Raw genomic sequence first — 23,199 nt, 5'->3', positions numbered from 1 at the left:
CGGTTTCATCGTACTCGCCCAGACCCGTGAGCGATGAAACCATGTCAAACTCAATGGGCGACGCCCCTTGGCAGCATCACTTCATTTATCCAGCAGATCCTGGTACGCACACCATGTCGCGTGCCCCAGCCATGGCAGAATCACGATCAACCCGAGCATCAAGGTGGCGAAGCCGATTGCTGTCAGCGCCACGATCAGCCCTGCCCACACCAACATGGCAGGTACATTGTCAGCAACCGTGCGCAGGCTGGTCATCATGGCGGTGATCACATCGGTGTCGCGGTCAATCAGCATGGGCATGCCGATGACGGTCAGTGAAAACACCAGGGCGGCCAGCAAGCCGCCGCCTGCAAACCAGGCGATGACCACCCCGGTATAGTCGCCTGAGAACAGGACTTGCCGGACAAAGCCTTCCACCGTGCTCATTTCACCCCCGTAAAACAAGGCCAGCAGGATAGCCGAGATGCGCTCCCAGGCCAGCGCAGCCAGTGCCAGCACAATGCCGATCTGCGCGACAGCACTGGCGTTGCGGCGTAGCCCGATCAGTGAATCCAGAAAGGTGGGTGTGCGGCCATTGGCCCGCTGGCGGGTAAGCTCGTATACGCCTGTGGCGATGAGTGGCGCAATCAGCAGAAAGCCGGAAACAGCCGCTGTGACAAGATAAGGGCGGGGAGCAGCAAGCGTGACGATCAACCATCCCATTGTTGCCACCAGCACGCCGTAGATCAAGCTGGGGCCGGGGTGGGCCATCAGATCCTGCCAACCTTGTTTCAGCCAAGCCAATGGTCGGCTGGCTGCAACATGGTGTACTTCAGGAACCGAAAAGTGTTCGTCTAAACCGGGTAGATGGTGACTGGCCACGATGCATCCTCCTTGACGGTATTGGGGCTGGTGCTGTTGCACCTGCCTTGAGTGTAGGTCGGAAATGACCAGCTGGTTGTGGATTTTGTGGTGAAAAAGTCTTTTACGACAAAGGATTGCCAGCATGGCTGGCCGTGTTTTGCGTATAATGCCGCCTTTTTGTGCAGGATGAGCAGGGTGAGAATTGCGCTGGCGCCCATGGAAGGGCTGGTCGATGACGTGATGCGGGACGTGCTCACGCGAATGGGCGGGGTGGATTGGTGCGTGACGGAGTTTGTCCGTGTGACCGAGACTTTGTTGCCACCCAAGTATTATCACCGCTTGGCACCAGAGCTGCTGAATGGTGCGGTGACAGCGGTAGGTACCCCGGTCCGCCTGCAATTGCTGGGGTCGGATCCGACCTGCCTGGCGGAGAATGCAGCCCGTGCTGCCGAGCTGGGTGCGCCGGTGATCGATCTGAATTTTGGCTGTCCGGCAAAATGTGTGAATCGGCACCGTGGTGGTGCGGTATTGCTGACCGAGCCCGATCTGCTGCATGCCATCGTGTCCACGGTGCGCGCTGCTGTGCCGTCGAAGATCCCCGTGACAGCCAAGATGCGCCTGGGTTATGAAGACAAATCGCTGGCGATTGAATGCGCACAAGCCTTGGCGATGGGAGGCGCAGCAGAGCTGGTGGTGCATGCCCGAACCAAGGTCGAGGGCTATCAACCCCCTGCGTACTGGCACTGGATTGCCTTGATCAAAGCTGCGGTGGCGTGCCCGGTGGTGGCCAATGGTGAGATCTGGACGGTTGAGGATTATCTGGCTTGCCGAGCGGAAAGTGGCTGTGACGATGTGATGCTGGGGCGTGGCTTGGTGGCGAGGCCGGATCTGGCCAGACAGATCAAACAGCATCTGGCTGGGCAACCTGTGGCACCGATGCATTGGCATGAGCTGGTGCCGGTTTTACAGCGTTTTGTGGGGCAAGTCGCCGGCAAAGTCGAGGGTAAGCACGCGCCAGGGCGGCTGAAGCAATGGTTGAGTATGTTGCGCCAACATTACCCCGAGGCGGGGTGGTTGTTTGAGCGGATCCGCGCCGTGAAAGCGGTGCCGGATATCCAGGCTATCCTGGCGGGCCTGCAGGTGGATGAACCGCTGGTGTGTTGAGCGAGCTGGACCAAAAAAACGGGAGGCAGGGCCTCCCGTTTTTCGTGCTGCGCCTGATGCGCGGATCACAGCATTACGCAATCCACAAAATAGGCAGTCCTGCCATCGACTTCTTCCTCGACCAAGCCGTGGATGTCGGTCTTCAGGCCAGGGAAGCGCTCGTTGAATTCACGCGCAAACTGCAGGTATTGCACGATGGTCTTGTTGAAGCGCTCGCCAGGGATCAGCAGCGGAATGCCCGGTGGATAAGGTGTCAGCAGGATCGCGGTGATGCGGCCTTCCAGCTCGTCCAGTGGCACGCGCTCGATCTCCCGATGCGCCATCTTGGCGTAGGCATCGGTCGGTTTCATGGCGGGTACCATGTTCGAGGTGTACATCTCGGTGGTCAGGCGCGCAATGTCATGCGCCTTGTAGACATCATGGATCTGCTGGCAAAGGTCACGCAGGCCGATCCGCTCATAGCGTGGGTGAGCGGCAACGAACTCCGGCAAGACACGCCACAGCGGCTGGTTCTTGTCGTAATCATCCTTGAACTGCTGCAATGCCGTCACCAGCGTGTTCCATCGACCTTTGGTGATGCCGATGGTGAACATGATGAAGAACGAGTACAGTCCGGTCTTTTCGACGATCACCCCATGCTCAGCCAAGTACTTGGTGACGATGGCCGCAGGGATGCCTGAATCGTCGAAGTCACCATCGACATCCAGCCCAGGGGTGATGATGGTAGCCTTGATCGGATCGAGCAGGTTGAAGCCCTCCGCCAGATTGCCGAAACCATGCCAGCGCTCATTGGCTTTGAGCAGCCAGTCTGCGCGGTTGCCCATGCCTTCGTCTGCCAGCTCGTCCGGCCCCCACACCTTGAACCACCAACTGTCACCGTATTCCTCGTCCACCTTGCGCATGGCCCGACGGAAGTCCAGCGACTCGAAAATCGATTCTTCGACCAGCGCCGTACCGCCGGGGGGCTCCATCATGGCGGCAGCAATGTCACAGGACGCGATGATGGCGTATTGTGGGCTTGTGGAGGTGTGCATCAGGTAGGCTTCGTTGAATCGGTAGCGATCCAAAGAGCGGGTTTCTGATTCCTGCACCAGGATCTGCGAAGCCTGACTCAAGCCAGCCAGCATCTTGTGGGTGGATTGGGTCGAGAACACCAGCGGGTCTTTCGGGCGTGGCCGATCACGGCCAATCGCGTGCATGTTCTGATAGAAATCATGAAAGGTTGCATGGGGCAACCAGGCTTCGTCGAAATGCAAGGTGTCGATCGTGTCGCCCAGTGTGTCCTTGATCATCTCCACGTTGTACAGCACGCCATCATAGGTGCTTTGGGTGATGGTCAGGATGCGGGGCTTGGTCTTCACATCCTTGGCGAATGGGTTGGCCTCGATCTTTTTGCGAATGTTCTCCGGCTCGAATTCTTCCTTCGGTATCGGGCCAATGATGCCGTAGTGATTGCGGGTAGGCATCAGGAACACCGGAATCGCACCGGTCATGATGATCGAGTGCAAAATCGATTTATGGCAGTTGCGGTCCACCACGACGATATCGCCTGGTGCCACTGTGGCATGCCATACCATTTTGTTCGAGGTCGAGGTGCCATTGGTCACAAAGAAGCAGTGATCCGAATTGAAGATGCGGGCTGCGTTGCGCTCGCTGGCGGCAACCGGGCCGGTGTGATCGAGCAATTGGCCCAGCTCTTCCACCGCATTGCATACATCACTGCGCAGCATGTTTTCACCAAAGAACTGGTGAAACATCTGACCCACCGGGCTTTTCAGGAAGGCAACCCCGCCGGAGTGGCCGGGGCAATGCCAGGAATAGGAGCCATCCTGTGCATAGTTCAGCAGCGCGCGGAAAAAAGGCGGTGCCAGCGTGTCCAGATAGGTTTTGGCCTCACGGATGATATAGCGCGCCACGAACTCGGGCGTATCCTCAAACATGTGGATGAAGCCGTGCAGCTCTTTCAGAATGTCGTTGGGAAGGTGGCGGCTGGTGCGGGTTTCACCGTAGATGAACAATGGGATGTCTGGATTGCGCCAGCGAATCTCTTCCACAAAGGCACGTAGCTGCTTGACCGCGTGTTCGGCAGCCTCATCCGAATGAAATTCCTCATCATCGATCGACAGGATGAAACCGGAAGCCCGGCTCTGTTGCTGGGCAAAGCTCGACAAATCGCCGTAGCTGGTCACCCCCAATACCTCCATGCCTTCCTGTTCGATGGCCTCTGCCAAGGCACGGATACCCAGACCACTGGCGTTTTCGGAGCGGAAATCTTCGTCGATGATGACGATCGGGAAACGGAATTTCATTGGACTTACCTCGTTCTGCGAGTCCGGTTCAGCCGACGCTGGAAGCGGGCTGAAGAGGCTCTTTGGCCTGTTGGAAAGGCGCGGATTGTCGCATAGTTTTGTGCTTGTCAGTGAAAATGTTTGCTTCTTGTGTATCTATTTGAATTTTAATAATATTTTTGTTTTTCGCTTGTGTGGGGTAGCGTGCTGACTATGCTAGTGGCATGCTTGAAATCCTCGGTGTCGGGCGTGGGGGGGGGTCATGGAATCAGGTGTCAGAGCGGTTTCCCTGCCTGCCTGGGTGATAAGATGGCCAGATACGATGAATTGCGTGCCTTGTCGTAAAGCAGGCTTGTCATCCTATTTTCATATTTAACTATATTCAGATAATATTCGACTCTGATTCCAATCGTTCAAGTGTGTCAGGTCTGCTATGGTCGTTTATGAAATCAGCTGTGATGATGGGCATAAGTTTGAAGGCTGGTTTGCATCCCGCCATGATTTTGATGATCAGCTGAGCCGGGGTTTGGTGCAATGCCCGATCTGCAATTCACAACGCGTGCGCAAAGTGCCGACGGCTGCTTTTTTGAACACAAAAACCGAGCGCAAAACCGGCGCGGAGCAGTCAGAAACCATCGACGTGGGGGCACTACTTATGAAAGTCCGCGCGCAGGTGCTGACTCAAAGCGAAGATGTTGGCACGCGTTTCGCGGCTGAGGCCAGGAAGATCCACGCAGGAAACGCGCCTGAGCGTATGATCCGTGGCGTGGTGAGCCGTGACGAGGTCGTCGAGTTGCTGGAAGAGGGTGTCCCTGTCATGCCATTCCCTGATCCGGTGGATGACAACCTGCACTGAGCCTGCTTGTGGTCAGCACGGCTTGGCGATGATGACAAAAAATGGCGAGCCCGATTGGCTCGCCATTTTCAATGGTACGGGCGATCTGTCTGGATTCGGATCAGTAGGGGTTTTGCCCTGATACATTGCCAGCAGGCAGATAATTGCAGACCCAGATTTCCTGTGTGTTGCATTGCGCGCGGCCACATCCGACCGTGGTAGTGCTTTTCCAGATGATCTGCGTGTAGTGTCCACACGCCTTGTTGGGGGCACAGTTGCGGGTGACAAAGCTGTAATCGGGTTTTTCGTCCGCCCAGAGTTTGATCACGGCCTCGGGCGTGGACTGGAAGCCGGTATAGGGCACGCTGGACCACGAGTAATACAGGTTTTCGCCTGTTACTTGATTGTTGAACAGTCGTTGACTATCAGCACGATGGCGCATGGTGCACGAGTTGGATGCCTTCAGATGGTCTGCCCATTCCTGTGCGAATTTGGCGAGTGGCTCTGACCAGTTCAATTTAGGCAGATTGACTTGTTCCGCATCCCGCACTGCATTGTGGGCATTCAACAACGCGGATGCCACGGCAGCTGGCAATACTCCATCGGGAACCGGAGTGGTAGGAGTGGGGGGCGGCGTTGGCGTCGGCGTCGGTGTAGGTGGCACCGGCGGTGTTGGAGTGGTTGGATTGGTCGGGGGAGGATTCCCGCCCGTAGTGGTGGACGAGCCGCCATCCCCTCCGCCACCACCGCCACATGCGGTCAAACCAAGCAAGGTGGCGGTTAGAATGAAAGATCGTGCAAGTGGTTGTTTCATTTGGTGAACCCTGGGGTGTTGGCATCAAGATAAGTTATGATATTAGAAAATAATGATTTTCGGCAATGCCTTCGTCATCGAAGAGGTGAGTGTGATGGTTTCTGAATGCATGCGGTGTGGTGCTTGCTGCGCCGCGTTTCGGGTCAGCTTCCACGAGTCTGAGCTGGAGAGTGAGGGTGGGTGCGTGCCGGATGGGTTGGCCGTGCCGGAGACTTCATCCACCTATCGCCTGCGCGGGACAGATCATGCTCGCCCACGTTGTGTGGCGCTACAGGGCGTCATTGGTCAGGCGGTGTCCTGTGGGATCTACCAGGAGCGGCCATCGCCTTGCCGTGAATTCGCGCCGCTGGCAGATGTTGGGTATTTTCCTGAGGCTTGCAACCGAGCGCGCGCCTGTCATGGTCTGACGGCGCTGCTGGTGGTGGATTGAAGAGGTGCTTGTTTGTAAGGGGTTATTTTTCTTTGCCCTCGGCTACTTCAAAGGGGATTTTCTCTTTGACCGGATCATCAAAGCTGCCGACCAGGCTTCCGCTGACCTTGGTCTTTCTGGGCATTTCGGTCAGCGTGCAATTGTTGAAGTCAGCCTGATAGACTGTCGAGCCATCTTTGATCTGGTATAAGCCATCCTCGACCAGATAGATCTTCAGTGGCTCGAATTCACTCTCTGATTCGATAGGGTGCTTGCGCTGGCAATCCGGCATGCGGGAAACCAGCAGCCAGCGATCCCATTCCTTGCTCCAGACATAGGGCTTGACGCGCTGCAAGGTGAATGAGCGTGCGTTGTCGATCTGATAAGAACCTGCTTGTTGCTTACAACCGGTCAGCGCCACCAATAAGGCGCTCAATAACAGGGTGGAGTGCTTCATCGAACCGTCTTTGGCTGGATGGGGCCACCAAGTTGGCGCCCCTGTTCACGTTGAAGATCAGTATAGACAGGTTCCTTGCCAATGTGTGAGCGGCGTGTAGCGCGGCTGGCTGTCAGTGGATGGAGGTGACTTGTAGAAATCTCACCACGCCGCGATGTTTGACCAGGTAGCCGCCATCGCCCAGGTTTTCTGCATTGGCGAGGTCTTCGACTGTGAAATCAACGGACTGCCCGTTGACGGTGCATTCCAGCACGATATCATCACGCCGGCTGTCGTCGTCGGGGATCATGATGTAATCAGGGCGCACGAGTTCGTCATTGAACTGAACCAGATCGGCCCGATTGAGGTAGACCAGGATGTCTGAGTGCAACGGCTTTTTCATGGCGAGTGTGATTGCATACAAATGGTGATAACACTCATATGCGATCACCTCGCCAATTATCAAGCCCCTTGTTGAATGACCTGTGCGACGATTTCACTGGCGCGTTGCAATTCCTCGCTGGTATTGAGCAGATCTGGGCACAGGCGTAAGCGGTCTGCGCGGGCGTCGGTGTTCACACCTTTTGCCAGCAGCTGCTGTGCCAGTGCTGCTGCATGCGGATGGTGGATAGTGAGGTAGGCACCGAACTGTTCGTCTGCGCCTTCGCAGTGGATGTCGGCAACGCGCAATCTGGCTTTCAGCTCACGTAGTTGCTGTAGTGAATAGGCACGCAGCCGTTCCACGCCGATGCCCAATACCAGTTGCTGTCCGGCGCGGCTCTGATACCAGGTCAACACTGGAGGGGTGGATTCCAGCCAGCTGTCACCACCGGGGCCAAAGGCTGGGGTGTCGGGGCGGGCGTAGGAGAAGGGCGCTTGTTTGGCGAACCAGCCGGTGTCGAGTGTTGTCAGGTGTTGATCCAGAACTTGAGGGGCAATGTATAGCCAACAGGCACCAGGACCACCCCGCAGGTATTTGTAGCTGCCCCCGATCAGGAAGTCACACCCCAGCTGGCGCACATCGACAGGAATCACCCCAACGGCGTGATATGCGTCCACCAAGACTTGTGCGCCTTGCGCATGAGCGTGCGCGATGATGCGTGGCAACTCAGGCAGGATCTGGCCGGTCATGAACATGACTTGGGAAATCACCACCAGCCGGGTGTCCGCGTCGATTTCAGCCAGGATCGCCTCGCTGCTGAAGTACCCTTGCGGATCGGGCTCGACCATGTTGAGGCGAATCCTGCCTTGCTCGCGATATTGCTTGAGGATGAAATCAATCGAGTCGAATTCCCCACGCGTGCTGACCACCTTGATGCCATTGGGCTGGCTGTTCAAGACAGCGCGTAAGCCTTGGCCCGCGCTGGTTTTGGGGATGATGCAGTCTGCTTGTTGGGCATTCAGCAGCGTGGACAGGCGGCTGCGGAAGGCTTGCTGTTCATCCAGCCAGGGTGTCCAGGCTGCATCCAGCCGATGCTGCCAAAGGCTGATGGCCTCTGCGACATCGTGCATGGATTGATCCAGCGGGCGGCCCAATGAATGGTTGGCCAGGTAGATTTCATCGCGTGACAGCACCTGTGAGAACAACGGCGCAAGGTGCTGGTGGATGCCCGCCTCGGTGAGTGGGCCGTCGCCCAGCGCGTGGAGGGCGTGGGTGAGGTAGTCTGCGCTCATTTGCCCAGCTCCGTTCTGACATCCAGTAATTCAGGGAAGAAGGTGAGATCCAACGCGCGTTTCAGGAAACTGACCCCGCTTGATCCACCTGTGCCGGTTTTGAAGCCGATCACTCGCTCCACCGTCTTCATGTGGCGGAAACGCCAGAGATGGAAATATTCCTCGACATCCACCAGTTTTTCCGCCATTTCGTAGGCTGCCCAATGTTCACGCGGGTTGTCGTAAATAGCCTTGAAGACAGGGATCAGCGCAGGGTTGCGCTCGTAGGGTTGCGACCAGTCACGTTCGATGCAGGCCTGAGGCACCGGCAACCCCTGCCGATGCAGGTGGCGCAGGAACTCATCATACAGGCTGGGCGCATGCAGAATGGCTTTCAGCGAGGCGTACTTGTCCGGCTCGTGCTGGAAGACATCGAGCATCTTTTCGTTTTTGTTACCCAGCAGAAATTCGATGGAGCGGTATTGGTGAGACTGGAAACCGGACGAGTTGCCCAATACTCCACGGAATTCGAGGTACTCAGAGGGGGTCAGGGTTTCCAGCACGGCCCATTGCTCAAACAGGATGCGCTGGATCTGTTTCACGCGCGCCAGGATCTTGAAACAAGGTCCCAGATTGTCCTGTTGGACAAAAGCCATGGCAGCGTGTAACTCGTGCAGCATCAGCTTCATCCACAGCTCGGAGGTCTGGTGCTGGATGATGAACAGCATTTCATCGTGGTGAGGTGGATCGGACAAGGGTTTCTGGTAGGCCAGCAGGTCATCCAGACATAAGTAGCCGCCATAGCTCATGCGGTTGGAGAACTCTGTCACGATGCCGTCTTCAAGTTCGCGTTTATTCATCTGGTTTTGATCCTTTGATGGATGGGAAGAGGGGCGTGGACGGCGGGTATTGAGGAATTGTTGTAGCTGCCCCACCGGTGCCGCTTGTATTGCATGACGGTTGCGCATCGCTATCGATGTGCGCCTTATCATGTCGATAAGGGAATTGTCTGCCTGGTGGCGCTTCCAGGCAAGCCTTGCCGGCGCTTGCATTGTGGCCATGCCTTGGAGCGCCTATAATAGACGGCTTCCCGACTATGACCAGGTCTTGGCGACGCATGATCGTTTCTAGGAAGCATCTGGGCCTTTACCTCGCCTTGCTTGCGCTCTGGTTGCATGCCGCCATGTCTTTCCTGCATGGCGCGATCCCGACCAATGGGGTGGGTGGGCTTGCCTTCTGTGGCAAATTGACGCCTGAGATCGTTGCTGCCTTGGCTGATGCGCCAGGCGGCAAACCAGAGCAACCTGCCAAGGTGTTCCAGCAGGGCTGCCCCCTGTGCCAACAATATGAGCATGGACAGGCCGGGTTGCCGCCCACGTCCAGTGTCGCAGCTTTTCCCCGGTCGATCACGTCTTCACCGGCATCCGATATCAACCTGACAATGGATGTCGTCCAGCAGGATGGGAACCTGCCTCCACCTGGACGCGCACCACCGTTGATCTTGGGTTGATCGTTCACCCCATCTGTTCTGCCGATAGGGTTTTGCTGCCTGGCTCACATGGGCTGGGTGGCAAGGCGGAGGCCCTGTGCTATCCAGCTCGATTCATGGTTGCGGTTGGGCCGCATCGGGCCGATCTCTACGGAATCCACATGTTGTCAGTTGCACCGGCATGTCCAGCCCCATTGCGGGTTGGCGCTGGGTGCAGGTTTGTTCGAGCCATTCATTCGAATCGAAAAATAAGGAATTGTGTTATGAAATCTCGTTTGGCGCTGTCTGTGTTGGCCTGGTCATTGGTTGGTTCAGTGTTCGCACATGATTTCAAGCAAAGCGGCTTGACGGTCGATCACCCGTGGGCGCGCGCATCGACACCAGGCGCACAGATGGGGGCGGTGTATATGAAGATCAACAATGCAGGCAAGACGGCAGATGCATTGCTGGAGGCCAGTAGCCCCAGTCTGGCGGAAGAGATCGAGATTCACAATCACATCAACGACAATGGTGTGATGCGCATGCGGCAGGTACCGCAGGTTGCGGTGCCTGCCGGTGGCACGGTGATGTTGAAGCCACACAGCTATCACATCATGTTGTTCGGCCTGAAGAAGCCATTGGTCGTGGGTGATGTTGTGCCGATGACCTTGCGTTTCAAACAGGCTGGCGAGGTGAAAGTGGAGGTGACGGTGGAGCCGATCGATGCTGATCCTGCCACGATGCACGGCACACATGGATCATGACCTGAGTTTGCATCGACAGGTCAGCGAAAACAGCCCGGCAAGCCGGGCTGTTTCTTTTTCTGCTGTGGATATGGCGTTGCTGCCATTCTCCACAGGGTCAGACAGTGCTGCTGAGATGCCGCTCAGAGGGTGGCGGCGAGCTCCTGTCGCAGCTGGTTGGTCGCAGTGACCATGTTCTGCAGCGCAGTATCCACCTCTGCCCAGCCACGGGTTTTCAGACCGCAGTCCGGGTTCACCCACAGCCGCTCAGCGGGGATCACCGCCGCTGCTTTACGCAAAAGGCGCGTCATTTCCTCCACCTTTGGAATGCGAGGTGAGTGGATATCGTAGACGCCCGGGCCGATCTCGTTCGGGTAGGCAAACTCGCCAAAGCCGTCCAGCAGCTCCATGTCGGAGCGCGAAGTCTCAATGGTGATCACGTCCGCATCCAGTGCGGCGATGGCCGGGAGGATATCGTTGAACTCCGAATAGCACATGTGGGTGTGGATCTGCGTGTTGTCACGCACCCCGCTTGCAGACAGGCGGAAGGCGCGGGCAGCCCAGTCCAGATATTGCGGCCAGTCGGCACGCTTGAGCGGCAGGCCCTCGCGGAAAGCAGGCTCGTCGATCTGGATCACGGCGATGCCGGCTGCCTCCAGGTCCACCACCTCGTCACGGATCGCCAGCGCGATCTGGGTGGCTGTCTGGCTGCGCGGCTGGTCATCGCGGACAAACGACCACTGCAGGATGGTCACCGGGCCGGTCAGCATGCCTTTCATCGGGCGCTGGGTCAGGCTTTGGGCGTATTGTGTCCAGGCCACGGTCATCGGGGTCGGGCGGGAGACATCGCCAAAGATGACGGGTGGTTTGACGCAACGGCTGCCATAGCTTTGTACCCAGCCATATTGTGTGAACGCAAAGCCTGCCAATTGCTCGCCAAAATACTCCACCATGTCATTGCGTTCTGCTTCGCCGTGCACCAGCACATCCAGCCCCAGCGCTTCCTGGCGGCTTACCGCGTGCTGGATCTCCGCTTGCATGGCCTGATGGTACTCGCTACCGCCCAGCTCACCACGTTTGAATGCGGCGCGGGCCCGGCGGATGGTATCGGTCTGTGGGAACGAGCCGATGGTCGTGGTCGGCAGCGGGGGCAGATTCAGGCGTTCGCGTTGTGCCAGCTGGCGTGTGGTATAGCCTGATTGGCGACGGTCGTCTTGCGCACCGATGCCATCTACCCGTGCTGCCACCGCTGGGTTGTGAATCCGCGGGCTGGCTGCGCGGGCATCCAGTGCGGCGCGGCTTGTCTGCAGCTCCTGGTGGACAGCGGTGCGGCCCAGATCCAGTGCGCGTTTCAGCACCGACAGCTCATTCAGTTTCTGTTTTGCAAACGCCAACCAGCTCTTCAGCTCTGGATCAAGCTTGCCTTCCTGGGCCAGATCAACCGGCACATGCAGCAGCGAGCAGCTGGGTGCCAGCCACAGGCGGTCGCCCAGTTGTCGGCGTAGCGGGGACAGTGTTTCCAAGCAGCGGTCGAGATCAGCACGCCAGATATTGCGCCCATCGATGATACCCGCTGACAGAATCTTGTCTGCTGGCCAGTTGTCCGCAAAAGCGGCCAGCTGCTCAGGGGCCCGGACCAGATCCAGGTGCAGGCCCGCGACGGGCAGCTTGCTCAGGCGTGCGGCATGATTGTCCACCGCGCCGAAATAGGTGCTCAGCAATAGCTTGGGGCCACTGGCGCGCAATGTCGCGTAGATGTGATCGAGCGCATCCACCCAGGCCTGGGGCAGATCCAATACCAATGCGGGTTCGTCGATCTGAACCAGCTCGACCCCTGCGGCGGTCAATTCCTGCAGCAGCTGGACATAGGCAGGCAGCAGGCGCGCCAGCAGTGGTAGCTTGTCGAAGGCATCGGCTTGCGTCGGTGCCCCGCAGCAATCTGCGTGTTGGGCGTGCTGGTGTTGATGCGCATGCCCCTTCGCCTTGCCCAGCCACAAAAAGGTCAGCGGCCCGATCAGCACGGGCTTCACGCGATGGCCTTCCGCTTGTGCTTGCTTCAGCTCATCCAGCAGCCAGTGGCTATCCAGCTCAAAGTGTGTGTCAGCATGGAACTCGGGGACAAGGTAGTGATAATTGGTGTCGAACCACTTGGTCATTTCCAACGCGAACTGATCTGCATTGCCACGCGCCAGCTGGAAGTATTGATCCACGGACAGGCGGGGGCCAAAGCCAAAGCGCTTGGGCGCACAACCGAACAAGGCGATGTGATTGAGCACCTGATCGTAAAAGGCAAAGTCGCCAACCGTGACGACATCGAGCCCTGCCTCACGTTGCCATTGCCAATGCTGGGAGCGCAATGCGCTTGCCGTCTGCTTGAGTGCGTCGATCGACTGATCGACACGCCAATAGGACTCAACGGCGTGTTTCAATTCGCGTTGTGCACCGATGCGAGGAAAACCTAGTGTATGAATCGTTGTCATTGCTTAGCCCCTTGTGTATGAGTGCTTTGCATGATGAGCTGATATGGCATATGATTCAATCTCATTATTTTTATGGTTTCAATCAAATCTATTCATGACTCAGTCCATCATTGAAATCCGCCATCTGCGTACGCTGCAAGCGATTGCCGAAACCGGCTCGGTATCTCGCGCGGGTGCCCGTCTGCATTTGACCCAATCAGCTGTTTCGCACCAGATCAAAGCCCTGGAGCTGCACTACGGCCTGGAGCTGTTTGATCGTAAAACCCAGCCGATCAAGCTGACACTGGCCGGTGAGCGCCTATTGCAATTGGCGACCCTGGTATTGCCCCAGGTCGCTGCGGCGGATCGGGACTTGGCCCGCCTGCTGGAGGGGCAAGCCGGGCAGCTGCGGATTGCGGTGGAATGCCACACCTGCTTTGATTGGTTGATGCCCGCGATGGATCGATTCCGGGCGGCATGGCCAGAGGTCGAGCTGGATATCGTGTCGGGCTTTCATGCCGACCCTGTCGGGCTGCTACTGGAGGATCGAGCAGATCTGGCGATTGTGTCCGACCGCGACGAGACGGAAACCGCAGTGCTCTACCATCCCTTGTTCATGTATGAAATCGTCGGGCTGGTGGCCAACGACCATCCGCTGGCGGCCAAACCGAATCTCGCAGCCGCTGATTTCGCCGCTGAGACGCTGATCACCTACCCCGTGCCAGATGACATGCTCGACTTGATCCGGCAGGTCTTGAAGCCTGCTGGAGTGGCACCAGCGCGGCGCACCAGCGAATTGACCGTGGCCATCTTGCAACTGGTAGCCAGCCGGCGCGGGGTGGCTGCCTTGCCCGCCTGGGCCGTGCAAGGCTATGTGGAGCGAGGCTATCTTGCGGCCAAGGCGATTACCAGCAAGGGGCTGTGGGGGCGCTTGTATGGCGCGATCCGCCAGCAGGATGCCGGGCGGGCCTATCTGGCGGACTTCCTGGCGACAATGCGGAATGTCTGCTTCCAGACCTTGCCAGGGATTGAATCACTCGATTGAAGCCGTGGTGACGAGGGGCATGCCCCCACGACTAAGCGGGTAGACGTGCCCGACCGGTGCGTAACGCATACGCCCAATCTGGGCGACCATTTCGCTCGGCTTGTCGGGCGGCGGCATCCCAATCGTAGGGCACCATCAATTGCTGGACATGCCAGTGGCCGCCTTGCTGCTCGCAGATGGCATAACGGGCGTGTGGGCTATAGTTCTGCACCAGATGCGGCCCACCCGCATCGTCATCGTAGCCTTGCAGACCGACACTGCCAGGATTGACCAGCAGGATCCCCCTGCTCAGCCAGACCGCCCGTGGCAGATGCGAGTGCCCGCACAGCACCAGTGACGCGGCATGGTTTCCCAGACGGGCTTCGAGCGTTGCCTCGGGTGGGACAAGCGTGCCGCCATGGGCCACGTCTTCCAATAGATAATTCAGGTCATCACCTGGCATGCCATGGACCATCAGGACATCTGGCGCCAACCAGTGCTCACTCGGAAGACTTTGTAGCCACGCCAGCTGGTGTGCGCTCAGGCGATCGAACGCATATTGATCGGAAGGCTGGCCCGGGCGCTCAGCACACGCCAGCAATTGCCGCTCATGATTGCCACGGATGGTGACGGCATTTTCCGACATCAAGCGTGCTGCTGTCTCGGCAGGCCAGAGTGGGCCAGAGAGGATGTCGCCCAGATTGACCCACTGCGTGATGTCATGGCGCGGCAAGTCGGCCAGCACGGCTTCCAGTGCGGGCAGATTGCCATGAATATCGGACAGAACAGCAAATCGCATGTGGCAATCCTCCTTGATTCTGCCCGGGGCTTGAAGATGAATGGTGCCGTCAGTACAAACACAAACGGCGCGTTATCGCGCCGTTGTGTAGATCAGGTGTCTGCGCTCAGTCAGGCTGATAGACGTAAGGCTTCTGCTTCTCACGGGATTCGCTGAAGCGGCGGTACAGGTCACGATCGATTTCCCGATCCCACCACGTTGCGCGATTGGCCTGTTGTGATTGTTTGACTTCCGGGTTCTTATCCAGAAAACCATTCATGAATTGCGTGAATTCGGAGACGTACTCGCGATCAATTGCCATAAGACGTTACCTAGCGAGGTGATGGATACAGATACCTGGATTATAACGTAGCCGATCCAGAATCGAATACTGCAACGATAAATGTGCGCTGCACAGCCACGCAATCAACGTGCGGTTGGTGGCCTTTCCCCGCCTGTCGCCGCAAGCAGCAGCTTATCCAGCCACCGTGTCGGCAAGATCCGTTTGGCGATCGCAAACCATTGGGTTGGTTTTGTGACGCGGTAACGAGCCTTGGGACGTGGTGATTCCAAGGCGTGGATCAGCGGTGGCAGGATGGCCTCGGCTGGCAAGGTGAAGCCGGTTGTCGCTCCTGGCTTGGTCAGCCGTGCTTCCATCTCCAGATAGACTGCGCGGTGAAAGCTTTGATCTCGGTCGATATGATCGAGAAAGGCCTGGTATGCGTGCTCACGAAAGCGGCTCAAGATCGGCCCCGGCTCGATCAACGAGACATGGATATGACTGCCGGTCAGCTCCAGCCTGAGCGTATCCACCCATCCTTCCATCGCAAACTTGCTGGCATTGTAGGCACCCCGATACGGCATGGCTGCAAAGCCCAGCACGGAGCTGTTCCAGATGATCCGACCAAATCCCTGGCGTCGCATGACGGGCAGCAATCGATTGGTCAGCGCTATCGGGCCAAACAGATTGGTTTCAAATTGGCGTCTGACCGCTGCGATCGGCAGATCCTCGACCGCGCCGGGCTGCCCGAAGCCAGCATTGTTGAACAAAGCATCCAGCCGGCCCTGGGTGATGTTGAGGACATGGTCGCAAGCGCGCTCGATGTGCGCCTGATTGGTCACATCCAGCTCGATCGGGCTCAGCCCCAGTTGTGCCAGCCGATGCAGATCATCGGCCTGACGTGCGCCAGCAAAGACCTGCCAGCCTCTCGCCTGTAGGCCTTTGGCACATGCCAGACCAATGCCGGATGAGCAGCCGGTGATCAGGATGCTGCGGCGACCAGTGGATTTTTCCAGATTTGCATCACCATAAGTAGTCAAATTTAACCTCGTCAATCTACGTAACCAAGGGTGTGAAAAAACATAATGCACAGCAAATGTTGTATGTATGCAACAAGACTGGCTGTAAATTTATCTAGCTTTCTTGTGTGGTTTATCCATGGTTCATCTGAAAAAGCATATTGAACATGTCATGTCCTCGCGGGTGTGTCCGCTTTCTGTTGAAATTGTCATGATTTGTAATTTCATGATAATTAACGATTTTTATGAGGCTCTGTAAGCGTTTTGATGCGGGTTGGATGAGGCGGCGCTGCATCCGAGCGGCTTGTGATACCTCATTCAAGTGGTGGCAACCGATAATTGACTTTGACAAGTTTCTCGCCATTTTGATGGCTTTCTTGCTAAGTTATCACCCGTTAGGTATCGCCTGACTTTAAACAATATCGCGAATCAACGAAGTTAGTGAGAGGGAGACGGCTAGCATGAAGATGACACGTCTAGCATATGCAGTAGCAACGATTGGCCTGGCGACATCTGCCTGGGCTGCTGACGAGGCGCCCGCCAAGACAGAGCGTATCGAAGTAACGGGTTCCAGTATCAAACGTGTTGCGAAAGAAGGGCCTGCACCGATTGAGGTCTTGACACGTAAGCAGATCGAAAAAACCGGGGCGACGACGGTCAACGAGCTGATCAAAACCATGTCAACCATCGACATCTTTGATCAAGGGGAGCTCGCAAGTAACGCACCGTCCGGCTCGGGTACTGCTAACGTCCGCATGCGCGGGATGGCTGAAAACCAGGTATTGGTATTGTTGAATGGCAAGCGATTGCCACGGAATGCGTTGGCAGATAGCTCCGGTGCTGGCGATGCTGTCGATATCAATATGATTCCCATCTCCGCCATCGAGCGGGTGGAAGTGCTGAAGGACGGCGGTTCCGCAATCTATGGTGCAGATGCCGTCGCAGGGGTGATGAACTTCATCACCAAGAAAAACTACGTTGGCGGCGATATTGGTGGAAGACTGGGTACATCCAGCCGCCATGACGGCACGGAAAAAGGCGCGACCATTTCCGGTGGTTTTGGCGATTACGATGAGCAAGGCTTCAATGTCTTTGCCGCGCTGGATATATTCAAACGTGACCCGATCTACCGTAAAGACCGCGAGCTGTCCAAGTCGGTTGACTTCCGCCGCCTGGGCGGGCCGGATCGCCGTAGCTCTGCATCACCTTTTGGCAATATTCTTGATAATGAGGGGAATCCAACGACAGGTCTAACGGTCAAGCCGTGCCCTCCAGAGTTGAAAAATAGAACATGCCGCTATGATTTCAACGCAGAACTGCTGACCGCCTATAATGGCGCGGATCGCACATCCTTTATGTCGGTCGGTTCGCTGAAAATCAATGAAGCGATCAAAGCAAGTGCGCAGGTTGTATTGGCGCAAAGCAAAGATCATTTCGAAGCTCACCCCGTGCCCGATACCTTTATCTTGCCTGATGGCAGGCAATACCTGGGCCGATTTGTTCAAGGCGGCCCGCGCATTACCGATCGCAAGAGCCTGACAACCCAGCTGACAGCAGGGCTGGAAGGGGCAACGGCAGGTATTGATTGGAGCGTTTCCGCCACCAAAGGCCGTAGCAAAGTCACCAATAGCGACAGCAACTATTTCAATAAAAAAGATTTCCGGGCTGCCGCCAGGTCTGGCAAACTGGATGCCACCATCAGTAACAATGATGCAGCACTGGTGGATAGCTTGCGCCTCTCACCGAAAAGAGAAGGGACATATGATCTGACCTCTCTTGACGCGAAGCTGTCTGGCGAGCTGTTCAAGCTGGGTGGTGGGCCACTGGGATATGCAGTCGGCGCTTCCCGTTGGACCGAGAAGCTCAGCGACCGGCCTGATCAGAACCTGGTCAATGACAATGTTCTGGGTGGTATCAAGCAGGCATCTGCCGATGCCAAGCGCTCGGCTTATGCAGTATTTGGTGAATTGGCCATGCCGGTCACCGACATGGTAGAGGTCCAGACTGCGCTGCGGTATGACCATTACCCAACAGGCTCCAAGACCTCACCCAAAGTGGCGGTGAGCATTCGTCCCACCAAGGATTTGTTGCTGCGTTCATCTTATACATCCAGCTTCAAGATGCCAGGCCTGAAACAGCTGTACGGCTCAGAGGAGAAGGGCGCAACAAACTTCACAGAGGACCAGTGCCAGTTCTTTGGGCAGCCAGATACATGTGACTTACAAGGCGACAATATCGGTGGTGCAAACCCGGCACTGAAACCTGAAAAAGGCAAGACCTTCAACATTGGCGCGGTCTTGGATCTGGGCGTTTTCTCTGGGTCGGTAGATTGGTGGGCCATTCAGCAGTCAGACTCGATCAACTCGCCATCCACCATGGAGGCGTTGAAGAATGGCCAATTCGGACGCGATCCGGTCACCGGTCGCCCATTTGTGTCAAAGACCTTGAGGAATATCGGGCAGACTGAAAGCCGTGGCTTGGATACCGATATGTCCCTGCGCTTCAAGACCGGCCTTGGCACCCTGACCTTCCGTGATGCGGCGACTTACTACCGATACATCAAACAGCGTACCGGCGCCGGAGATTTTGAGTATCTGACAGGCGTCTATGGCACCACCCCGACCGCTCGCTGGCGCAATACCTTCAGCGTGGGCCTGGATGCAGGAACGTGGTCGTTGAGTACCGCGTTCCGCACCATCAGTGGTCTGAAGGATGTGTCAGACTTGCCGACCGCCGCCCATGGTGTCGCAGCGGACGCACGGCAGATTCCATCTCATACTGAAGTGGATCTGGTTGGCAGCTACACAGGGATCAAAGGCGTGAAGCTGGATATGGGTGTCAAGAACCTTGCAGACAGAATGCCGCCGTTCTCACTGACCAACGCTGACAGCAACTCCAATACCCAGATGGGCTTTGCTGAGCTGTATTCCTCACGTGGTCGCTTCTTCTACGCGGCAGGCAGCTATCGCTTCAAATAAGCGCTGTAGCGGAGTATAAGCATTCGAATAGATATCCTAGGTATTTTTCATTTCAGGGCGGCTTGATTGCCGCCCTTTTTTATTGCCATGCGCAGAGATGTCGAACCTGATGAATCTGTTATGGCGAATTTTGCGGTACGGTAAGAAATCATAAAACGCAATTTTATGCTGTTTTGTAGGTGTTGATTTTAAATACATTGTTTTGATAGGGGTTTCTTGTTTGATCATGAAGTAACCACGTCGGAGTGTGTTTGATGCCATTTGCATTCGTGTGATTATTTGTATGGGTTAAGCTGTTGATTTTAAAATTTAATACAAATTGGCTTTATATTTTTTATTTCGAATATTTATTTATTTGAATCTGGCATTGAAGTTGCTTCCTCTTGTTGATGTGTGGATTTGTGTGCAATGCAGCATCAGTTGCATTTTTCACAGAATCGGATTTTTGTTACTTTACGCGCGACGTACAGGAAAACCCTTACGTTGTGATGCTACAAAAAATGCCCACACACAAGAGAGGGGACGGCTTGATGAAGATGAAACGCTTGACGTTGGCCATGGCGGCTATTGGTTATGTGAGTTTGATTCAGTCGGTATCTGCTGAAGAGGAGACAGCCAAAAAAGCAGAGCGGATCGAGGTGACCGGTTCGAGTATCAAACGGATTGCCAAGGAAGGCTCTGTACCTGTTCAAACATTCAGCAAGACGGAAATTGCGAAGACTGGGGCCGTCTCGGTGACTGAGTTGATTCAGAAGCTACCTGCAATACAGGGTTTTACAGCGGTGTCCCAGTCCGCCGGGGGCGGGGGAAATGGCTTTGGAGGAGCGTCCATCCATAATGTTGGCGAAACGCGTACCTTGGTGCTGTTGAACGGGCGGCGTGTCGCGACGTTTGCTGGCCAGGAGATGACGGGTGCTTTGGCTGGCATCGACCTGAATACCATCCCCCTGGCCGCAGTGGAGCGTGTTGAGGTGCTGACTGATGGCGCATCCGCCTTATATGGGTCAGATGCCGTGGCGGGTGTTATCAATTTCATTCTGAGGAACAACCAGACTGCTGGGGATGTATCGGTTTCGATTTCCCATCCTTCGAGTGATGGCGGGGGAGAGAAACGGTTTTCCATCGTCAAGGGTTTTGGGAATCTGCAGGAGGACGGATTCAATATCCTGGCCTCTTTCAGTCATGATCAGACCAAGCAGTTGAAGGCGACGGATCGTGACTTTGCCAAAACCGGGATTCTGCACTTTGATCACGAAGGGCAGCCGCATGAGTTTTTCAATGGCTCCACAAGAGGCGTGCCCGCAAACGTATTGATTGGAGGCGTGCTGAAAAACCCCTACCTCGTGGCAAACGGAAAGTGCCCGCCGACGCACCAGCAAGTGGGTACGGCATGTTACTTTGACTACACCAGTACCATTGAAATCAACCCAGAGGCCAAGCGTGACAACTTCTTGTTGTCGGTGAACAAGTCGTTGGGCGATAAACATACACTCTTTGCTGACGCAATGATCTCCAGGTTTCAGGTGACCTCTAGAATTGCACCTGCACCGGTTGATATTCCTGTCCCGACCACTTCACCCTTCTATAGTATCGCCCAGTCATTGGGCGCGACTGGTGATGTAAGCGCCAGATGGCGGGCCGTTGATGCAGGCAATCGTACGTCTGAGGACGAGAATGTCGCCAAGCACCTGAATGTAGGGCTGAGGGGGACGCTCGCAGGGTGGGATTACACGACATCGCTGACGCATTCCGTCAATGAATGGACGCAGACACATCTGGCTGGTTGGCTGAAACGAAATGAGCTGAAAGACGCGTTGGATTCCGGTTTGATCAACCCCTTTGTCGAGCCCGGTGGGCAAAGCGCGGCGGGCAAGGCTGCAATTGAGCAGGCTTTGTCGAAAGGCAAGTTCAAGGAGCGAGAGAGCTCACTGACGTTCTTTGGATTGCACGGCTCGCGGGAGTTGATGGAGATCGCAGGCGGCTCGGTTCAGATGGGGGCGGGTATCAATGCCTGGCGGGAGGGGACCAAATACACACCCGGTGAGTTGGCGAAGGGCGTAGCCAACGGGATTGCCGGTGATGATTCACAGGATCTCGGGTGGGACAAGACGAGAAATGCATGGGGAACATTCGCTGAGATCGTTGCGCCAGTCATCAAAGATCTGGAGCTGACCGGGTCATTACGGCATGACCGGTATCAGAAGATCGGTGGCTCTACCAACTACAAGCTTTCCGTCCGATACCAGCCGGTCAGCGCTTTACTACTACGTGGTTCTGTGGGAAGTGGGTTCAGGGCGCCATCCGTTGCGCAAATGCTGGATGTCCAACAGTTGTTCGGTGTGACTGGCGGGACATATGATTGTCCGTTCTCAGCGTCAGATCCCCTTGCTCAATACTGTCAGCCACCTGGTTCACAATATAACGTCTACGTTGCTGGGAATCCGAATCTGAAACCGGAAAAAACAAAACAATGGACGTTCGGGTTCAGAGTCGAGCCGTCACAAAATGCCTCATTTGGTGTGGATATCTGGAGTGTCAACCTGAAAGACACCATCGGTCAGATTCAGGAGGATGTCGTCTTTGGGAATGCACAAAAGTATCGCGACCTCTATATCCTCTACACGGATCCGCTATCTAATGCCACGAATCTGGCAATCTTGTTGAAAAACAATAATTTGGGGAAGAAGATAACGCGAGGCATCGACTTTGACTCAAAATTGTCGGTCAATTCCGGCGTGGGACGGTTTGGAACCCAGCTGATCGCCACATACATGCTGAAGAATGATTACGAGCGAACACCTGGTGACGGCATCTTCAATAACCTGGGCCGTTACAATGACTCCGAGGTGACCTTTAAATTCTCAGGGCGGCTGATCAATACATGGGATGTCGGTAAGTTTTCAAATACCTTTACCATCAACTACAAGTCTGGATACTGGGACCAGCCGCAAGATGTCGATAATCTGGCAACCGGGCAAACCTATAACCTCACGAGGTACGTTGCTGGTTACCGTACCTATGACTGGCAGACACGGTATGCTGGTATCAAATCATTGGAGCTGACGTTCGGTATCAAGAACATGTTCAACACACGCCCGCCCTTTACTGTGAAAACGCAAGGCGGGCACCAGCTTGGGTTTGATAACCGCTACACAGACCCCCTGGGTAGAACTTTTTACGGTTCTGCATCGTATAAGTTCTAATGTCCAAGGGTTTGTGATAATCTCGTTCGAAATTTTGCCGTCACCCACCAGCGGGTGGCGGCAGTCTTAGCAGCAACCCACTATAAACTTAGGAGTAAATAACATGCTGGATTTCATTATCGAGGTAAGTGTACTTTCAGGTGGCCTGGTGCCGGTTCTGGCGCTGGTGCTGTTAATCAGCCTTGCGGTGATCATCGAACGTTGGTGGTATATCGCCAAAGTCGTGAAGATTGGTGATGCCATCGAGCACGACATTCTGTTGGTCAAGTATCAAAGCGTTGAGCAACTGCAACAAGTTGCAAAACATTACGAGGGCTCCCCTCAGGCAAACGTGGTGAAGGCCGCAGTTGCTTCCCGTGGTGAAAGCGCAGAAGACATGGAGCGCCATATTGAAGAGGCGTTGCTGTGGGAGCTGCCTAAGCTCGACAAGAATTTGTGGGTATTGGACACAGGCGTGACGCTGGGACCGTTGCTCGGTCTGTTCGGTACCGTTATCGGTATGATTCAAGCATTCGGCGCGATCGGTAACCATGGCGTATCGAACCCGAATGCAATTACAGGTGGTATCGGCCATGCGCTGATCGCTACCGCTGGTGGTCTGCTGATCGCCATCTTTGCTGTTGGCTTCCTGAACTATTTCAATAAACGTATCCGCTTGACAGTCAACCAGCTTGAGCTGGTGAAGACCATGTTGATCAACCGTCTGCACGGTGGTGGTGTTGATCATGCTGTGCTCCAAGGCAAAAAAGCCGCTGCACAAGCTGCTTCCAATGGAAAGCCTAACGTTGCTGCGCAAGGTGCTTGA

At 55.8% G+C, this 23,199-nt stretch carries 20 protein-coding genes; 9 read left to right on the top strand and 11 right to left on the bottom strand.

The features are described from left to right. Positions 1 to 81: 81 nt before the first annotated feature. The gene (locus HNQ59_RS16725; protein ID WP_343074307.1) at positions 82 to 861 is read right to left on the bottom strand and encodes a DUF2189 domain-containing protein; all 780 of its coding nucleotides are present in this window, start codon (positions 859 to 861) and stop codon (positions 82 to 84) included. A 177-nt stretch (positions 862 to 1,038) separates the two neighbouring features. Between HNQ59_RS16725 and HNQ59_RS16720 the strand changes: the two genes are divergently transcribed. Further along, a complete protein-coding gene (locus HNQ59_RS16720) occupies positions 1,039 to 2,007 on the top strand; it encodes a tRNA-dihydrouridine synthase (RefSeq protein ID WP_184041537.1) in 969 nt (322 codons plus the stop codon). A 65-nt stretch (positions 2,008 to 2,072) separates the two neighbouring features. Here the strand turns inward: HNQ59_RS16720 and HNQ59_RS16715 are convergent, their stop codons facing one another. Beyond that, entirely contained in the window at positions 2,073 to 4,316 is a 2,244-nt protein-coding gene (locus HNQ59_RS16715; protein WP_184041536.1) for an arginine/lysine/ornithine decarboxylase, read from the bottom strand. A 412-nt stretch (positions 4,317 to 4,728) separates the two neighbouring features. Between HNQ59_RS16715 and HNQ59_RS16710 the strand changes: the two genes are divergently transcribed. Next, positions 4,729 to 5,151: a DUF1178 family protein gene (locus HNQ59_RS16710; protein WP_184041535.1), complete on the top strand. Its 423-nt coding sequence runs from the start codon at positions 4,729 to 4,731 to the stop codon at positions 5,149 to 5,151. A 100-nt stretch (positions 5,152 to 5,251) separates the two neighbouring features. On the opposite strand, the gene HNQ59_RS16705 is transcribed toward HNQ59_RS16710, so the two are convergent. After that, positions 5,252 to 5,944, bottom strand: coding sequence for a CAP domain-containing protein (locus tag HNQ59_RS16705; RefSeq protein WP_184041534.1), 693 nt, complete (start codon positions 5,942 to 5,944; stop codon positions 5,252 to 5,254). Between the two features lie 52 nt (positions 5,945 to 5,996). Between HNQ59_RS16705 and HNQ59_RS16700 the strand changes: the two genes are divergently transcribed. Further along, positions 5,997 to 6,374: a YkgJ family cysteine cluster protein gene (locus tag HNQ59_RS16700; RefSeq protein WP_246491053.1), complete on the top strand. Its 378-nt coding sequence runs from the start codon at positions 5,997 to 5,999 to the stop codon at positions 6,372 to 6,374. A gap of 22 nt (positions 6,375 to 6,396) precedes the next feature. On the opposite strand, the gene HNQ59_RS16695 is transcribed toward HNQ59_RS16700, so the two are convergent. From HNQ59_RS16695 to kynA, 4 genes are all read right to left on the bottom strand, one after another. Beyond that, positions 6,397 to 6,810 carry a hypothetical protein gene (locus tag HNQ59_RS16695; RefSeq protein ID WP_184041533.1) on the bottom strand — a complete coding sequence of 138 codons (414 nt, stop codon included), beginning with the start codon at positions 6,808 to 6,810 and terminating at the stop codon, positions 6,397 to 6,399. 112 nt (positions 6,811 to 6,922) lie between these two features. Beyond that, positions 6,923 to 7,192: a hypothetical protein gene (locus HNQ59_RS16690; RefSeq protein ID WP_184041532.1), complete on the bottom strand. Its 270-nt coding sequence runs from the start codon at positions 7,190 to 7,192 to the stop codon at positions 6,923 to 6,925. Positions 7,193 to 7,251: 59 nt separating this feature from the next. Beyond that, positions 7,252 to 8,463: an aminotransferase class V-fold PLP-dependent enzyme gene (locus HNQ59_RS16685; protein WP_184041531.1), complete on the bottom strand. Its 1,212-nt coding sequence runs from the start codon at positions 8,461 to 8,463 to the stop codon at positions 7,252 to 7,254. Beyond that, positions 8,460 to 9,302, bottom strand: coding sequence for a tryptophan 2,3-dioxygenase (kynA, locus tag HNQ59_RS16680; RefSeq protein ID WP_184041530.1), 843 nt, complete (start codon positions 9,300 to 9,302; stop codon positions 8,460 to 8,462). Before kynA ends, HNQ59_RS16685 begins: the two co-directional genes overlap by 4 nt. A 257-nt stretch (positions 9,303 to 9,559) precedes the next feature. Here kynA and HNQ59_RS16675 point away from each other — a divergent pair, with 257 nt between their 5' ends. Beyond that, positions 9,560 to 9,952, top strand: a complete 393-nt coding sequence (locus tag HNQ59_RS16675; RefSeq protein WP_184041529.1) for a DUF2946 family protein — start codon at positions 9,560 to 9,562, stop codon at positions 9,950 to 9,952. Between the two features lie 242 nt (positions 9,953 to 10,194). Next, positions 10,195 to 10,674: a copper chaperone PCu(A)C gene (locus HNQ59_RS16670; RefSeq protein ID WP_184041528.1), complete on the top strand. Its 480-nt coding sequence runs from the start codon at positions 10,195 to 10,197 to the stop codon at positions 10,672 to 10,674. A gap of 122 nt (positions 10,675 to 10,796) precedes the next feature. Here the strand turns inward: HNQ59_RS16670 and metE are convergent, their stop codons facing one another. Further along, positions 10,797 to 13,133 (bottom strand): 5-methyltetrahydropteroyltriglutamate--homocysteine S-methyltransferase, encoded by a 2,337-nt coding sequence (gene metE / locus HNQ59_RS16665; protein ID WP_184041527.1) that lies wholly within the window; start codon positions 13,131 to 13,133, stop codon positions 10,797 to 10,799. Between the two features lie 94 nt (positions 13,134 to 13,227). Here metE and HNQ59_RS16660 point away from each other — a divergent pair, with 94 nt between their 5' ends. Continuing rightward, positions 13,228 to 14,157 carry a LysR family transcriptional regulator gene (locus HNQ59_RS16660; protein WP_184041526.1) on the top strand — a complete coding sequence of 310 codons (930 nt, stop codon included), beginning with the start codon at positions 13,228 to 13,230 and terminating at the stop codon, positions 14,155 to 14,157. A 31-nt stretch (positions 14,158 to 14,188) separates the two neighbouring features. On the opposite strand, the gene HNQ59_RS16655 is transcribed toward HNQ59_RS16660, so the two are convergent. The 3 genes from HNQ59_RS16655 to HNQ59_RS16645 all read right to left on the bottom strand — a co-directional run bounded on the left by HNQ59_RS16655 (position 14,189) and on the right by HNQ59_RS16645 (position 16,234). Then, positions 14,189 to 14,935 carry a metallophosphoesterase family protein gene (locus tag HNQ59_RS16655; RefSeq protein ID WP_184041525.1) on the bottom strand — a complete coding sequence of 249 codons (747 nt, stop codon included), beginning with the start codon at positions 14,933 to 14,935 and terminating at the stop codon, positions 14,189 to 14,191. A 106-nt stretch (positions 14,936 to 15,041) separates the two neighbouring features. Further along, positions 15,042 to 15,236, bottom strand: coding sequence for a DUF3460 family protein (locus tag HNQ59_RS16650; protein ID WP_184041524.1), 195 nt, complete (start codon positions 15,234 to 15,236; stop codon positions 15,042 to 15,044). 104 nt (positions 15,237 to 15,340) lie between these two features. Then, positions 15,341 to 16,234 (bottom strand): SDR family NAD(P)-dependent oxidoreductase, encoded by an 894-nt coding sequence (locus tag HNQ59_RS16645; RefSeq protein WP_246491052.1) that lies wholly within the window; start codon positions 16,232 to 16,234, stop codon positions 15,341 to 15,343. A gap of 440 nt (positions 16,235 to 16,674) precedes the next feature. Here HNQ59_RS16645 and HNQ59_RS16640 point away from each other — a divergent pair, with 440 nt between their 5' ends. The 3 genes from HNQ59_RS16640 (at position 16,675) to HNQ59_RS16630 (ending at position 23,199) form a co-directional block, all read left to right on the top strand. Then, complete coding sequence (locus HNQ59_RS16640; protein ID WP_184041523.1) at positions 16,675 to 19,191, top strand: TonB-dependent receptor; 2,517 nt, start codon at positions 16,675 to 16,677, stop codon at positions 19,189 to 19,191. 530 nt (positions 19,192 to 19,721) lie between these two features. Then, on the top strand, positions 19,722 to 22,394 hold the full coding sequence (locus HNQ59_RS16635; RefSeq protein WP_184041522.1) for a TonB-dependent receptor plug domain-containing protein: 2,673 nt from the start codon (positions 19,722 to 19,724) through the stop codon (positions 22,392 to 22,394). A 103-nt stretch (positions 22,395 to 22,497) separates the two neighbouring features. Further along, positions 22,498 to 23,199, top strand: coding sequence for a MotA/TolQ/ExbB proton channel family protein (locus tag HNQ59_RS16630; RefSeq protein ID WP_184041521.1), 702 nt, complete (start codon positions 22,498 to 22,500; stop codon positions 23,197 to 23,199).

Origin of the sequence: Chitinivorax tropicus (assembly GCF_014202905.1) — a bacterium.
In the GTDB taxonomy this organism is placed as follows: Bacteria; Pseudomonadota; Gammaproteobacteria; order Burkholderiales; family SCOH01; genus Chitinivorax; species Chitinivorax tropicus.
The sequence above is the reverse complement of the archived record's forward strand: the minus strand, read 5'-3'. Positions and strand labels throughout refer to the sequence as shown.

Coding starts and splice junctions, on each gene's coding strand:
- HNQ59_RS16715 (WP_184041536.1), bottom strand. CDS start 4,316: ATGAAATTCCGTTTCCCGATCGTCATCATCGACGAAGATTTCCGCTCC.
- HNQ59_RS16710 (WP_184041535.1), top strand. CDS start 4,729: ATGGTCGTTTATGAAATCAGCTGTGATGATGGGCATAAGTTTGAAGGC.
- HNQ59_RS16705 (WP_184041534.1), bottom strand. CDS start 5,944: ATGAAACAACCACTTGCACGATCTTTCATTCTAACCGCCACCTTGCTT.
- HNQ59_RS16700 (WP_246491053.1), top strand. CDS start 5,997: ATGATTTTCGGCAATGCCTTCGTCATCGAAGAGGTGAGTGTGATGGTT.
- HNQ59_RS16695 (WP_184041533.1), bottom strand. CDS start 6,810: ATGAAGCACTCCACCCTGTTATTGAGCGCCTTATTGGTGGCGCTGACC.
- HNQ59_RS16690 (WP_184041532.1), bottom strand. CDS start 7,192: ATGAAAAAGCCGTTGCACTCAGACATCCTGGTCTACCTCAATCGGGCC.
- HNQ59_RS16685 (WP_184041531.1), bottom strand. CDS start 8,463: ATGAGCGCAGACTACCTCACCCACGCCCTCCACGCGCTGGGCGACGGC.
- kynA (WP_184041530.1), bottom strand. CDS start 9,302: ATGAATAAACGCGAACTTGAAGACGGCATCGTGACAGAGTTCTCCAAC.
- HNQ59_RS16675 (WP_184041529.1), top strand. CDS start 9,560: ATGATCGTTTCTAGGAAGCATCTGGGCCTTTACCTCGCCTTGCTTGCG.
- HNQ59_RS16670 (WP_184041528.1), top strand. CDS start 10,195: ATGAAATCTCGTTTGGCGCTGTCTGTGTTGGCCTGGTCATTGGTTGGT.
- metE (WP_184041527.1), bottom strand. CDS start 13,133: ATGACAACGATTCATACACTAGGTTTTCCTCGCATCGGTGCACAACGC.
- HNQ59_RS16660 (WP_184041526.1), top strand. CDS start 13,228: ATGACTCAGTCCATCATTGAAATCCGCCATCTGCGTACGCTGCAAGCG.
- HNQ59_RS16655 (WP_184041525.1), bottom strand. CDS start 14,935: ATGCGATTTGCTGTTCTGTCCGATATTCATGGCAATCTGCCCGCACTG.
- HNQ59_RS16650 (WP_184041524.1), bottom strand. CDS start 15,236: ATGGCAATTGATCGCGAGTACGTCTCCGAATTCACGCAATTCATGAAT.
- HNQ59_RS16640 (WP_184041523.1), top strand. CDS start 16,675: ATGAAGATGACACGTCTAGCATATGCAGTAGCAACGATTGGCCTGGCG.
- HNQ59_RS16635 (WP_184041522.1), top strand. CDS start 19,722: ATGAAGATGAAACGCTTGACGTTGGCCATGGCGGCTATTGGTTATGTG.
- HNQ59_RS16630 (WP_184041521.1), top strand. CDS start 22,498: ATGCTGGATTTCATTATCGAGGTAAGTGTACTTTCAGGTGGCCTGGTG.